Origin of the sequence: Natrinema gelatinilyticum (assembly GCF_024266705.1) — an archaeon.
GTDB lineage: Archaea > Halobacteriota > Halobacteria > Halobacteriales > Natrialbaceae > Natrinema > Natrinema gelatinilyticum.
Window position 1 is genome coordinate 1,556,318 of sequence record NZ_CP100756.1, and the last position, 13,509, is coordinate 1,569,826.

Genomic DNA, 13,509 nt, shown 5'->3' on the forward strand with positions numbered 1-13,509 from the left:
CCCTTCTGCTCACGGCGACGCCGTTCGCATGGTCAGCGGGACCGACGGTCCCGCACTATCCGCAGCGAGCGAAGCGAGTAGGGAAGGGGTACAGCGCCCGCACGTCTTGTTTTCGTGTGAATCGGCACCCTTCCTCCCCCATCGGTCGAAGGTGGGAGTACGATGCTCACCACGCTTCCGGCGGTGTTCGAACGCGACAACAAGCGTACATCATCGGTTGTGGCCGAGTGTCGATTCGGGAGGAGTGGGACACTCCGAACCACCCGTGAAGGGAAGCCGCCTGCGGAGTCTGGAACCGTCCGCAGAACGCCAACAGCGATCTGCCAGGCAGCACGAGACGCGGAGCGTCTTGTAGTCGCTGTGGGACCTGTTCCTGCACGTTCCGACATAGAAACAAGACGCTCCGTCCGCACCAAGCGAGGGCCGAGGAGGCCGAGCGCGGGAGGGCAGAGTAGTTCACGCCGCCATTCACCGGCCGTGAGACGACTCACAAACGTATCGAAAATGTATCGAAAGTTGATAGACATCAGGCGAGTTACGTACCCACTCGCGACCGGGATTTATTGTCATGCGCAGCATTACCACACATCGATGAACGTACGGGATGCACTCGAGGCCGACGCCGACGCACTCGCGTCGATCGCGGACTCCCCGACGGACGTGATGCGAAATCTCGTCCACGACCGAACGGTGCGCGTCGCCGAGGACGGGAGCCACGATCCGAACGCCGACGTGTCGGACTCGCAGTACAACGGCTCCGATCCGGAGGATCTGCTCGGATTTATTAGCTTCGACGCGCGCGAGGACACCGTTCACGTAACCCAACTTGACGGGACGAGCGACGCCTGCAAGCGGTTACTGGCCGAACCGGTTCGATTCGCCGAGCGCGAATCGATGGCCGTCGAACTGCTCGCCGCGCAGGATGCCGACTCCATCGAAGCCGCTGCCGAGGAACTGGGGTTCCAGCGTCACGGCCGCGGGCCCCAGTTCAACGGCGCTCCAACGGTGCGATTTCGACTCGAGCCGTAGGAGGAACCGGACTGTCGATCGCGAGGATCGTCACGAGAATTTCTGAACGGTCACGTCTAACGTGTCCAGATCCACGATTGGCGCGAAGCCGGCGTCGGGGTCGATGTTGACGCTCTTCTGAAAGTCAGTCTGGGCCTGCCAGCAGCCTGAGTTGATCGCGAGGACGTTGTGATATTTTCCGAATCCGAGTTTATGGACGTGGCCCGTATGGAAGATGTCGGGCACCTCGTCGACGATGAGATAATCCTTCTCTTCGGGTGCGAGTCGGGTGTGGCCGCCGAACTGCGGAGCGACGTGGCGCTTCTTGAGGAGGTGGTACATCGCCTTGTGCGGATCGTCGTAGCTGGCCTTTTCCTCGGGGAGTTCCGCGATCACCTCGTCCAGCGAGACGCCGTGATACATCAACACGGAGACGCCCTCGAGCGTTATTGTCGACGGGTTGCTCACGATCCGAGGGTCGTGTACGGACATGATCTCCCGTAACTCCTCGTCGAACCCCGGCTGTGGCTCGGCGAGGCGGACCGCATCGTGGTTCCCCGGGATCATGACGATCTCGATGTCACCGGGCACTTTCTTCAGGTACTCGCTGAACGCTTCGTACTGTTCGTAAATGTCGACGATGTCGAGTTCCTCGTCCTGATTGGGATACACGCCGACGCCTTCGACCATATCGCCTGCGAGCAACATGTACTCGACGTGTTGGGCCTGGTCGGTATGGAGCCAGTCGGCGAACGCGTTCCACGCGTCTGCCATGAATTCCTGGCTGCCGACGTGGACGTCGCTGATCAGCACCGCCTGGACGTGGCGATCCGCGGTCGACGGCTCGTGTGTTCGGGGCACGTCCGGGAAGTACATCGAATCGACGAACGCGATCCCTGAATCGTCCGCGAGCGTCCCTTCCAGCGCGAGAGCCTCGTCGCAAAGCAATTCGTCGACGAGGTCGACGTACGCCCGGTCTTTCATCACCAACCAGGGGAACGTTCCGGTCGCGTCCTCGAGTTCGATCAGCCAGTGGCCGCTCGCGGTCGATCGGATGTCGTTGACCAGGCCGACCATCGCAGCCTCACTGCCCCCGGGCATCGCCTGGATTGCCGTCGCCGGCCGATGGTTGACCCGGGATCGAAGCTTCGCTCCCAGTCGATCGAGCCTGTCCCGAAAAACCGAGACGAAATCGCTATACTCGCCCGTTCCTGTACTTTGGCCGGTCATATCGCCGACGATCTCGACCGACCGTTTCGACCGGTCGGCGGAGCGGTCGGCGGCGGAAGATCCCTCCGTTTCAACTGGAGGTCGATCGGCCAGTTCTCGTTCCGTCGGGGTGTTTCCAGTTGAAACGGAGGGGGTTCGATCCCCGGATGGAGACGGGTTTTCCGAACCGGCCGCATCGGTTCGCGATCGATCGGCGGGTTCGGTAGTCGAGAGGGCCGCTTCGACGTGCGCAGTCCGAACGACGAGTACGTCCTCCGGCACTTCTTCGAGAACGCGTTCGAGTGCGGCGGTCGAATTCGCGGCCGCTGCAAGTTTCGTTACGGCCTCACGCTCTGCGTTGTATCCGCGGGACGTGAGTTCGCTGACGATTCGAGCGGAGGCCTCGAGTGGCACACGCCACGCATTCACGACGGACGGCAAAAGGGTAGCGGATCCCGCTCACGTGGAGCGCGTGTCACCGAATTTCCGCCCCGGTGCGAGACGAGATCCGGTCAACCCGGGCGGGACTCGAAATACGCCACAGGATGTGGTCTGTCTGGGCAGGATTCGAGACACGTCGTTGAGTCACGTGAACCGGAGAACTCTGAAGTCCCACCGTAAGTCGCCGGAACGGTGATGCCACGGTCCGAGAAACGAGTTGTCGATGGACGAGCCTGACGATTCGAAATACAGCCGCCAACGGGCCAGCTCTCGGGTCGATCATCACCGGTCCATCGGGGAGCTGTCGGGTGGTCGCGGTGACACCGATCCGAGCGCGACAACCCGGCCTCGTGACGGCGAGGGCGAACGACCCAGGGTCGTGGCCGGGACCGGTCGGTGGCTGCTCGAGTCGGACACGCTTCCGATCGCCGTGAGTCGCACCGTCGATCGGTTATCGTTATCGCGTTCCTTCGTCTCCTTCTGTGCGGGATCAGCAGTCAGCTACCGGTACGTGGCGTCGTCGAAAGTGAGAGTATGAAGCCGAACATGGAGACGGGCGATTACGTCTATCTCGTCGAAGAAGTCTGATACGCAGGCGACCGACGGTGCCGTGGCAGGCACCGGCGTCTCACGACGGATTCGTGACGAAAGGTGATGTCGACCGAGCGTACGATCAACTTTGGCGGTCCGGCGCAGAGACGACCGTCGTCCGGCCGGATTAGGTGACCGGCAAAGCGATAGCTCGAATTCCATGGATCGGACGGGTTCGGCTCGTGATCGATTCGGTCGGTGTGGCGACTGGCATCGGCTCCGTCAGTATCCTCGGCACGTCGGGTGTGATCGCGCTCGTTCTCTTCAGAATGGCCGTCGGAACCAACAACGGCGGTTTATAGTTTGCCACAGTACAGACGCCCGTGAACAGAAAGTTGATTGTTGGCCCGGGCAAAGCAAGGGACAATGAGCGGTTCTAATTCCGGGAGACCATCTGACGATTCCGGAGACGATCACCTTCGGCAGGATCGAAGCGGCGGCGACCCTCGATCGACGAGAGAACCACGACAGTCCACATCAGATTCTGATAACGTTTCGATCGAAAACGACGGGGTCGTTCGCTGGTTCCTCAAGACCGACGACGAGAACGTGCTGTTGATACGTGATATAGTGAGCAGCGTGGCCATCGTCGCCGTCGTCGGCCTGCTGTTGTTCGGGGTGAGCGGTATCTGGCCGCCGCTCGTCGCCGTCGAGAGCGGGAGTATGCAACCGCATATGCAAAGAGGCGATCTCATCTTCGTCGTCGAGGAAGGTCGATTCGTCGGCGATGGGGCCGTTGCGGGCACCGGCGTCGTCACCCTCGAGCAGGGACGAGAGAGTGACTATACGAAGTTCGGGATGGCAGGGGACGTAATCGTCTACCGACCCAACGGAAATGCAGCAGAGACACCGGTGATCCACCGTGCTCACTTCTGGGTCGAACAGGACGAAAACTGGGTCAATACCAAAGCCAGTGAGGAGATCGTCGGCGACAAGACGTGCGACGAGGTCGCCAACTGTCCCGCGCCGTACGCAGGCTTCGTCACGAAAGGCGATCACAACGCCGGGTACGATCAACAGATGAACCAAGGCGCTGATACCGGCGTCGTCAAACCCGAATGGATCACCGGCAAGGCGAAGTACCGTGTTCCGTGGCTAGGTACAATTCGATTGACCTTCGACAGGCTCCTCGGCGGAATGCTCGTTCCTGGATCGCCCTCGAGTCCAGCGCTCCAGGGAGTCGATCCTGCGACGATTGCGACGACACCATCGCCCGCGAGCCCTGAGATACCCGGACCGGGACAGGACGTCCACCTCACGGGTGTCGCCGGCATCGCTGGTGTCGGTGGTGTCGGTTCCGCGATTACAATCGACCGGTATCGCCGCTGAACCGCCTTACGTAGTTGATCGTTCCGTCGAACCGCCTTACGTAGTTGATCGTTCCGTCGAACCGCCTTACGTAGTTGATTGTCTCCAAGATCGGAACGCTTCTGCGTTTCTGGGTTATTTCCCGTATCCCGTACCCCGTTCGCTCGATATGAGCGCTTCGTTTCATTTGTTCACGTTTTCGAACGCGTGGTCACAGCCTCTAACCCCTGTGCTCCGCTGATTGTAAACAGAGATTCCTGTCGGAGATCTGGAGTTGAAACGAAGGAGGCGGCGTCGGACCAGTTGAACGTCGCTATGCGGGTACGATAGTGGATACGACACACCGAGGTGCGCTGTACGTCCAACGTATGGAAAGCAAAAATCGAACGGAAGATCCGGCCAAAAATCGATTATTGGCCGGTACGCCTTTGCCTAGTTTTCGAATCGGGCCTGGACGAACGGCTGGACGTCGTCGATATCGCTCAGTCGAGAGTCGCTCAGCAGCACCGCCTCCGTCTCTTCGAGTGGAACCGAGAGGCTGATCTCTTTGGTGCGACCGTAGCGCCCCTTCGAGACGACGATCGCGTTGACGATACCGAGCATGTCGAGTTCGCTGATGAGATCCGTCACGCGACGCTGCGTCAGGACGTCCGCATCGATCTCCTCACAGAGGCGTTTGTAAATGTTGAACACTTCGCCGGTGTTGATGCTGTGAACGCCGTTTTTCTCGAGCAAAATGATCGCAAAGAGAACGAGTTTACTCTGCGTTGGCAGCGTGCGGACGACTTCGACGACGCGATCGAGTTCGATCTTGTCCTGGGCCTGTCGGACGTGTTCTTCCACAATCGTCTCGGCCTGGGACCGCTCGGCCAGCTCCCCTGCCGTTCGAAGCAGATCCAAAGCGCGTCTCGCGTCACCGTGTTCCTGTGCGGCAAACGCCGCACACAGCGGGATCACGTCCTCCGACAGGGCACCTCCCTTGAACGCGACCTCAGAGCGGTGCTCTAAAATATCTCGTAACTGATTCGCGTCGTATGGCGGAAAAACGATCTCCTCTTCACCGAGAGAGGATTTGACTCGTGGATCGAGAAAGTCGGTGAACTTCAAGTCGTTGCTGATTCCGATGATCGACACTCGCGAATTCTCGAGTTCGGAATTCATCCGCGAGAGATTGTAAAGCGTATCGTCGCCGCTTTTCTCGACGAGTTTATCGATTTCGTCGAGCATGATGACGACGACCCGCTCGTCGTAATCGACGGCGTCGAAAAAGACGCTATACACACGGTCGGTCGGCCACCCGGTCATCGGAACCTCCTCGAAGGACTCCTTGTCATCCTCGAGTTCGGCTCTGCGGGCGTCGACGTCGTCACGAGTATCGAACGGCGTGGACTCGAGGGGGTGAGTCGCCGGGGACGTCGCGGAATCGGTGGCTGCAGCGTCGGAGGGCGCGGAATCGGCTGTGGTGGAATCCGGTGTTGCGGAGTCGGATGGTCTGGAATCGAGGTCGTCCCCATGGACGTCCGTGTGATCCGATCGGACGCCGGTCGACGCAGCGTGTTCATCCGGTGACCCCTCCATTTCAGGTGGAGAACCGGACGACTCCGTCTCCGTTTCGTCTCCAGACGAAGCGGTGGGATGTGATCCACGTTCCCCGTCGGAGACGAACTCGAACGGATCTGACGCCGTCCGATCGTTCGGGTCGGGACGCCCGTCAGTCGCGCTACTGTCGGAATTTGCCTCGTACTCGTCTACGTCGTTGAGCAGCGACTCGAGGTCTGCTATTCGATCGTTGATGCGCCGCTTGTTCTTTTCGATGAATTTGTTCGCGAGCTGAGCGAGGACACGATACTGTGTATCGGTGACCTCACAGTTGATGTACTCGACATCACACGGAACGCGGTACTTCTGGGAGGTGCTCTCGAGTTCCTTACTGACGAATTTGGCGCTCGCAGTCTTTCCGGTCCCGGTTTTGCCGTAGATGAGAATGTTTGATGGGGTTTCGCCGCGGAGCGCAGCGACGAGAATTGTCGCCATTTTGTTGATTTGATCGCTGCGGTGGGGTAATTCGTGCGGTGTATAGGACGGGCGAAGAACCTCCTTGTTCTCGAAAATCGGTTCTCCACTGAGCAAATCGTCGAACAGTCCCTGGTTCGACTCTTCGCCGGTGTCGATATCAGAGTTCTCCAGGTTCGACGAAAACACGTTCACTCCGTCGACCTCGGACTCATCCGATCCTACGATTTTTGAGTTGTCGTCTGACATTCGTCGTATGCGAACCCCCTTATTTCGAGTGGAAACCCGAACCAGTAGTGAGGATTTTCACAGTGTGATGGCCTCCTCCAGAGGATCCACTGATGCCTACTCCCAATTCGGGTCCAGTTGATGCAAACGAAACAGAGGAAAAGCACGCTAATAAATTCTTCCCTTCCTTATTGCCCGTGCATAAGAATTAGAAGGAGTACTTCAAGAAGGAGTACTTCATCAAACTCTTCTCGAGCAGTGCGATCGTCGACGGTAAAATCGTCTTCTGGATCTCGAAACCGAGAATCGAGCCCGACTAACCACCTGGATTCGAAATCCAGTTCGGTGTCGATTTGCTGCTCGACGTCTGACGTCCGTCTAAGAAAGCGAGCAGTGCGCGGACAGTGTGACTCACAAAACTGGTGATTGCCGTCCGGTGTTGCTATCCGAGTCAAATCAAATATGAATCAAATATGGTGGGTTACTCACGATAGGTCGGATCCTGGGTTCGATAACTGACGATGGTTCGATTAGCAGGTCATACCGTGACAACCGTGACAATGGGGTGTTCAATAAGGCTGGTGTACTGTGAGAGAGGAGCATCTGCCGAAAGAGATCCAGCTCGGTGAGTTAGATTCGGTTTGGAAGTGGATTCAACTTGCCGAGTTATGTTCGCTCACTGGACATGCTCAGGCCACGAAGAATGCTCCATCGACTGATTCACCGATTGGACCAGTTTGAAAATCTCATCTGATAGTTGTGGAGGTGTGATCAATGGGAGAGGAACCTACCCCCCCACCCCTTCGTTTCAAGTGGAACGGCCGGAGGGGGAGGGGTGGGGTCACGAGGGGCTATAGAATGGGAAGTTTTATTTAGTTAGATGAAAAACAGTAACCGTAGAACTAGCAAAGTTGATTCACTTACTAGGCTTCATCTTTCGATTGCTAGTCTAAACTAGAATGGTTTTTCTACACAGGTTTAATTGCTAGAACCTCAATTAAATTGCTAGAACCGCCTTCTCCCTCGGAATCGTGCGGTAAAACGCCTGTATCTTCCTTCCAGTCGAAAGAACGAGGCTGCTGCTCTGCTATTTCATCCGATCGAGTCTCTCAATCCACCTCTGCCTCACCGGTCTCCACCTGAAACGAAGGGGTGGGGGGCACTCTCTCCACTATCATCTTCGTCATCGTGTGACAATATTTCGCTTACCGTCTTTACATCATGTGACAATGTCTCACTTCCTGACTACCTTTGCCAATCAATGGCAATATTACTTTTCTGACGATGGCACTCTCATCTCCGGGAGTCGACACTCTCGACTCCCAATTCCAGAACTCCCTTCTTCTTTGGTACGCCGACGATTCATATCATATTGGTACGGACTGCACGGTACTGTTCCGTTCGAGACTAATCCAAGTTCGTCGAACTATCATTATGTCTGACGTAGTCTTAAGTGAGTTCAGTTTGTAGTGAGTGCAGATGCACCCCGCGGTGCTGGAGGCCCCCACAGATGGGACTGTTCACAGAACTCAAAGATAGTATCTCTCGGGTGACGGATCGCCTGTTTTCGGAACAGGAACCGAAGCGTATCGGTATCTACGGTCCACCGAACGCCGGCAAAACGACGCTCGCGAACCGAATCGCACGCGACTGGACTGGTGATGCGATCGGTGCGGAAAGTCACGTCCCTCACGAAACGCGACGCGCACGACGGAAAGAAAACGTCGAAATCGAACGGGATGGCAAAACGGTGACTATCGACATCGTCGATACACCCGGTGTGACGACGAAAGTCGATTACGAGGAGTTCACCGACGACATGGACGAAGAAGACGCCATTCGCCGTTCCCGTGAAGCAACCGAGGGCGTCGCCGAGGCGATGCACTGGCTTCGAGAAGACGTCGACGGCGTTATCTATGTCTTGGATAGTGCGGAAGACCCGATCACACAGGTCAACACGATGCTGATCGGCATCATCGAATCCCGAGATCTCCCAGTTCTTATCTTCGCGAACAAAACCGACCTCGAGGAATCGAGCGTCAAGCGGATCGAAGACGCATTTCCGCAGCACACGACTGTCCCGCTCTCTGCGAAGGAAGGCACCAACATGGATGAAGTGTACGGCAAGATCGCGGAGTACTTCGGGTGATAACGATGCCGAAAGCTACCAACGCGGACGATTCGGACCCATCTGACGGCGTACAGATCGACATGATCAGCGGGGAGCGACTGGACGGTATGGCAACGATGGAGAAGATCAGGATGATCTTAGACGGCGTCCATGACGGTAACATCGTGATCCTCGAGGAGGGATTGACTCCCGACGAAGAGAGTCGACTTATCGAGGTGACGATGGCCGAGATCAGTCCCGACGAATTCAACGGCATCGAGATCGAAACCTATCCAAAATCCGATACTCGCAACTCATCGCTGCTTAGCCGCCTTATGGGGAGCGATCAGCCGGATACGAAACTGACGGTGATCGGACCGGCAAACCAGATAGAGACGCTCCACAAGGACGAAACGCTCATCAGTGCGCTCGTGTCCCGTAACTAATGCCACACCAGTGTACGAACTGCGGCCGGACGTTCGCCGACGGCTCCAAGGAGATGCTGTCGGGCTGTCCCGACTGCGGCGGCAACAAATTTCAGTTCGCGCCGACTGCCGCGGCCGCAGCTGAATCGTTCGACGATGGCGGTGATCCACGGTCGGCTTCGTCAGCCGGTGGGGGCGGACCGACGACCGTCGACTCACCCGATTCGACGGACTCGGCTGACCCATCCGCGTCCGCGGAGTCGTCGGGTGTGCCGACGCGAGCCGCTAAAACCGTTCGCGATTGGGTATCCACTGACTCGTCGGACAGCCGGAGCGAAGAGTACACTGATGCTCCCGAACAAGCACACCGGAACGGATCCGATTCCACCGGACGCCAGCAACCGGGTCGGTCGCACACAGCCTCCCGGTCGGACAACCCCTGGCCCTCGAGTGCGAAACCCCAGACCGACGAATCGAGTTCACCGACGAACGACGGGTTTGCCGAGTGGCCTGAAACGGCTCGCCGACCCAAAGATCGATCCGACGCTCAGAGCGAGCCCGAGTCACCGGGCGACGGGCGCGAAGAACGAACCGAACGGAACGCCGGCCAGCCGGATCACTCGTCGGCCACTCCCGCCGAACCGTCTACTGAAGATGAGAATTCGGCTCAAGCCGACGCCCGCAGCGAAATTTTTCCAGCGAAAGACCTTCCCTCCTACTCAGCGGGTCCCGATCGGCCCACCGTAGAACGGAAAGCCGACGGCAGTACTCGGGTGGATGCGCGGGACAGCGCCGAAGATACCGATACCGGGGCAGACGATGGTCACCCACCCGATCACGGTCGTGTTGTCAGCGAACCGAGCGGCGAGCGCCCGTCCATCGAGGAGCTCCGCGCGGAACTCAACGAACAGTTCGAAAGCATCAAGATCGTTAGCCCGGGCCAGTACGAGCTCAATTTGATGGAACTGTACAATCGCGAAGAGTACATTATTTCACTCCAGGAAGACGGCCGGTACGTCATCGACGTCCCGGATTCATGGCGCGCTAGCGACGACGATGCTGGCTGAACGACGCTGTTGAAAGCGACCGAAACCGGAGTCGATGCGCGTCCTGAAGCTGTAGCCGTGGTCTTTCTAACTACCACCGGATTGTTTCAACTCTACATCCTCCGAAACTCGTTTTAATTCGCCATACTGCGGCTCTTCTATTTCCATCTGAAATGGTGGTTTATTGGGTTCGTTCCAAGAATGCGGCTTTCCCGTCGGACTACCAGGGAAGACTCGGTCGTTCGATGAGATACGAGAGCCACCGACGTCGTCCTCTTGTGAACGGACGTGTACTTCGCGGTTGAGCGACCGGAGCTACTCGATAGATGAAGGTGACCGAGTCAATAAGTTCGACGGACTGTGGAGGGACGGATGGAACCCGTGTAGAACGGTTCGACAGACTGAAGGGAGACAGATGGATTTATGCGACGCGGATTCGACGTCACGCACATGAGTACTGCAACCAAGATCGTTCTCACTACGGTCGCCGTATCGGCGCTGCTGTCGATCCTGCTTGTTTTCCAGAACGCGCTCGCCTGATGTTCGAAACCCGTCCGCTCTCGAGTCCGGTCGAGGACGTTCGGGCAGTTCACGCCCCAAGTGCCTCGATATTCGATTGCGACCGCGATTTCGAGACGCTGCCGCCGGCTCAGGCCGAGGATCTCGGTCTACTCGTCGACGCACTCGAGCCCGCGAGCTATCCTGCAGCCTGGCTACCCAGCGACGCCCCGGCGTTGCTCGCTCGCTACGCGAGTTCGGATCTCACGATCGGAATGCCCGGCGACGGAAGTATCGTCTGGACACGCCAGACCGAACCACCGGTCGTTCTCGTCAAGCCGCGAGTCGAAGGGTCGCCAGCCACGTTTGTCGATTTCCTGCTCGCCGAGGCATTCGTCCAGGTCGGACTCGACGTTCCGGAACAGTTCATCGGCTTCTTCGAGGAATCGTACCGCGACCTCGATGCGGCAGTTCCACTCGATCCAAACGCCACCTATCAAATCGCTGCAGCGCTGTACGATGGCTGGGTGGGTCTTCAGACCCGGGACGTCTTTGCGGAGTGGCACGACGATTATCCCGCACTCGCCGACGCCTGGCAAGATGCCGGAAGCCGACTCGAGAACCGCGTTGCTGGGTTGCCAAGCGCCGTTTCTCGCGGTGATACCGATTTCGCTGACGCGACCGAACTCGCGTGTGCGGCGATCAAGCACGCGATCGAACTGCCGGCTCCCTTCGCAGCCCTCGATACCGACGGCTATCGAGATCACGGTCCCGAGTACGCGATTCGCTGGGCCGAGAAGACGTTCGACTCGCTCGCCGACGAGTCGTAATCGACTGGTCGTTTGCTGATGGTTCGTTTTCACGCGGATGCTGTCGTAACCAATCTCCTGTGGATGCTGTCGTCAACGAAGTCGTGCGAGACGATCGCGACCAGCAATCAGCTCTCTAGAACTCGGCGTCGACGTTGCCGTCCTCGTCGAGGTCGATTACGCCGTCGAACAGCGCGCGGAATTCGTCGACGGTGTCCGCGTCGTGGGGTTCCTCCGAAAGGTGAAAGAGTCCGACCGCGTCGTATTCGTCGAGTAGATCGAGGATTCGCCTGACAGCCTCCAGGGCCCGTTCTTCACCAGCGTAGTAGGCCAGTTCGGTGACGGAGTCGAAACTGAGACGGAGTTTTCCGTCGTGTTCGTCGAGAAAGCCGTCGATGTGCGCGACGATCCCGTCAATGTCGTCAGGAGCGGCGACGTAATGGACGGTGTCGCTCGAGCGCCGCGAGTATCCCCGTTCGATGCTAAGGGTATCGAGAATCTCGGCTCGTTCTTCGTCGACGTCGTAGTACTCGAGTTTCTGACGAACTTCTCGGGCGGTAGTCCGCGTCGAGATGACGAGGAAATTATCGGTGTCTGCTTTGAGGAAATCAGTGTCGATACGATCCGTCTCACCGGTACTCGGATGCAAAAGGAGTACTCCGGTACCACCGGGTACCGTTTCCGGTGTCCCGTCGATTTCGAGCGTATAATCCATACTGGCGTGAACAACTTTGGGCAATCCCTTAAGAGTGCGGATGTGGGTCTCGGCGCGCATGAAACTCCAAAATTCGGAGGAAGGGCCTGAAACGGTTCGAGGGTGGGACAGTGAGTTTCACCGAGTGTCGATACGAAATCCGGATACCCACGGATTTCAGTCAGCGTCGACCCTTCATACACCATACTTTAGGTAAGCCTAAAAACCTGTCGAAGAGTATCCTGTTACTGATATTCAAGTGCGGCGGTGCCTGGGCTGATGGCTATCGGTGCCTCTGGTATCCGCTCCACGTTGCGCCGGTACGAATTCGATCGTTCGAAGCGTCCTGTATCGCCCGAAGCGGCCTCCGTCGTCCAATGCAGTAGTTTCTGTATGCGAACTCGTTTATTACTGGCCGTCCATCGTCCGAACATGATCGTACGCGAGGAATTCGACGACTGGGCGGCGAGTGGCCGGGATAGAGGAATGGAGGAACGCCACTGGCACACCGCAAAACACGCGCTGGCGCGGATGCCGGTCGAACCCGGCGACACTGTCCTCGACCTGGGCTGCGGGAGCGGCTACGCCGGGCGAGCACTCCGGGACACCAGCGATGCTGGTCGAGTCTATGGCCTCGACGGGTCGCCGGAGATGGTTCACAACGCGGCCGGATATACCGACGACGAGTCGGTCGGCTACGTCGTTGGGGATTTCGACACACTCCCGTATACCGACAACTCGATCGACCACTGCTGGTCGATGGAAGCCTTCTATTACGCCTCCGATCCGATGGAAACCCTCCGCGAAATAGCTCGTGTTCTCCGACCCGGCGGAACGTTCTACTGCGCCGTCAACTATTACGAAGAAAACGTCCACTCTCACGAGTGGGACGAGTTCATCTCGGTGGGGATGACTCGCTGGAACCGCTCCCAGTATCGGGATGCATTCCGTGAGGCCGGGTTATACGTTGCAGAACAGGACAACGTCCCCGATTACGAAATCACGATTCCCGACGAGACCGAGTTTCCACTCGAGGAGTGGGATACCCGTGATGCAATGATCGAACGCTACCGCGAGTTCGGAACGTTGCTCACCGTCGGTGTCGCTCCGTGAGTTCTCTCGGTGTCGC

At 58.0% G+C, this 13,509-nt stretch carries 11 protein-coding genes; 8 read left to right on the forward strand and 3 right to left on the reverse strand.

The features are described from left to right. The first annotated feature begins 591 nt into the window (after window positions 1-591). Window positions 592-1,029, forward strand: a complete 438-nt coding sequence (locus NJU76_RS07640) for a hypothetical protein (protein ID WP_254532171.1) — start codon at window positions 592-594, stop codon at window positions 1,027-1,029. Window positions 1,030-1,059: 30 nt separating this feature from the next. Here NJU76_RS07640 and NJU76_RS07645 read toward each other — a convergent pair whose 3' ends face one another. Beyond that, window positions 1,060-2,631, reverse strand: coding sequence for a DNA-directed DNA polymerase II small subunit (locus tag NJU76_RS07645; RefSeq protein ID WP_254532172.1), 1,572 nt, complete (start codon window positions 2,629-2,631; stop codon window positions 1,060-1,062). A gap of 984 nt (window positions 2,632-3,615) precedes the next feature. Between NJU76_RS07645 and NJU76_RS07650 the strand changes: the two genes are divergently transcribed. Continuing rightward, window positions 3,616-4,578, forward strand: coding sequence for a S26 family signal peptidase (locus tag NJU76_RS07650; RefSeq protein ID WP_254532173.1), 963 nt, complete (start codon window positions 3,616-3,618; stop codon window positions 4,576-4,578). Between the two features lie 411 nt (window positions 4,579-4,989). Here NJU76_RS07650 and NJU76_RS07655 read toward each other — a convergent pair whose 3' ends face one another. Beyond that, window positions 4,990-6,819 carry a Cdc6/Cdc18 family protein gene (locus NJU76_RS07655; RefSeq protein WP_254532174.1) on the reverse strand — a complete coding sequence of 610 codons (1,830 nt, stop codon included), beginning with the start codon at window positions 6,817-6,819 and terminating at the stop codon, window positions 4,990-4,992. Window positions 6,820-8,308: 1,489 nt separating this feature from the next. On the opposite strand from NJU76_RS07655, the gene NJU76_RS07660 reads away from it, so the two are divergent. The 5 genes from NJU76_RS07660 to NJU76_RS07675 all read left to right on the forward strand — a co-directional run bounded on the left by NJU76_RS07660 (window position 8,309) and on the right by NJU76_RS07675 (window position 11,707). Then, a complete protein-coding gene (locus NJU76_RS07660; protein WP_254532175.1) occupies window positions 8,309-8,947 on the forward strand; it encodes an Era-like GTP-binding protein in 639 nt (212 codons plus the stop codon). A gap of 5 nt (window positions 8,948-8,952) precedes the next feature. Next, window positions 8,953-9,354: a DUF2073 domain-containing protein gene (locus NJU76_RS07665; RefSeq protein WP_254532176.1), complete on the forward strand. Its 402-nt coding sequence runs from the start codon at window positions 8,953-8,955 to the stop codon at window positions 9,352-9,354. Further along, on the forward strand, window positions 9,354-10,400 hold the full coding sequence (locus tag NJU76_RS07670; protein WP_254532177.1) for an OapC/ArvC family zinc-ribbon domain-containing protein: 1,047 nt from the start codon (window positions 9,354-9,356) through the stop codon (window positions 10,398-10,400). The genes NJU76_RS07665 and NJU76_RS07670 overlap by 1 nt, the downstream gene beginning before the upstream one ends. A gap of 429 nt (window positions 10,401-10,829) precedes the next feature. Continuing rightward, window positions 10,830-10,919: a hypothetical protein gene (locus NJU76_RS27005; RefSeq protein WP_425604299.1), complete on the forward strand. Its 90-nt coding sequence runs from the start codon at window positions 10,830-10,832 to the stop codon at window positions 10,917-10,919. Continuing rightward, window positions 10,919-11,707, forward strand: coding sequence for a DUF7089 family protein (locus NJU76_RS07675; RefSeq protein ID WP_254532178.1), 789 nt, complete (start codon window positions 10,919-10,921; stop codon window positions 11,705-11,707). The genes NJU76_RS27005 and NJU76_RS07675 overlap by 1 nt, the downstream gene beginning before the upstream one ends. Before the next feature lie 115 nt (window positions 11,708-11,822). Here NJU76_RS07675 and NJU76_RS07680 read toward each other — a convergent pair whose 3' ends face one another. Beyond that, on the reverse strand, window positions 11,823-12,401 hold the full coding sequence (locus NJU76_RS07680; RefSeq protein ID WP_254532179.1) for a DUF7090 family protein: 579 nt from the start codon (window positions 12,399-12,401) through the stop codon (window positions 11,823-11,825). Between the two features lie 411 nt (window positions 12,402-12,812). On the opposite strand from NJU76_RS07680, the gene NJU76_RS07685 reads away from it, so the two are divergent. Beyond that, window positions 12,813-13,493: a class I SAM-dependent methyltransferase gene (locus NJU76_RS07685; protein WP_254532180.1), complete on the forward strand. Its 681-nt coding sequence runs from the start codon at window positions 12,813-12,815 to the stop codon at window positions 13,491-13,493. Window positions 13,494-13,509: the final 16 nt, after the last annotated feature.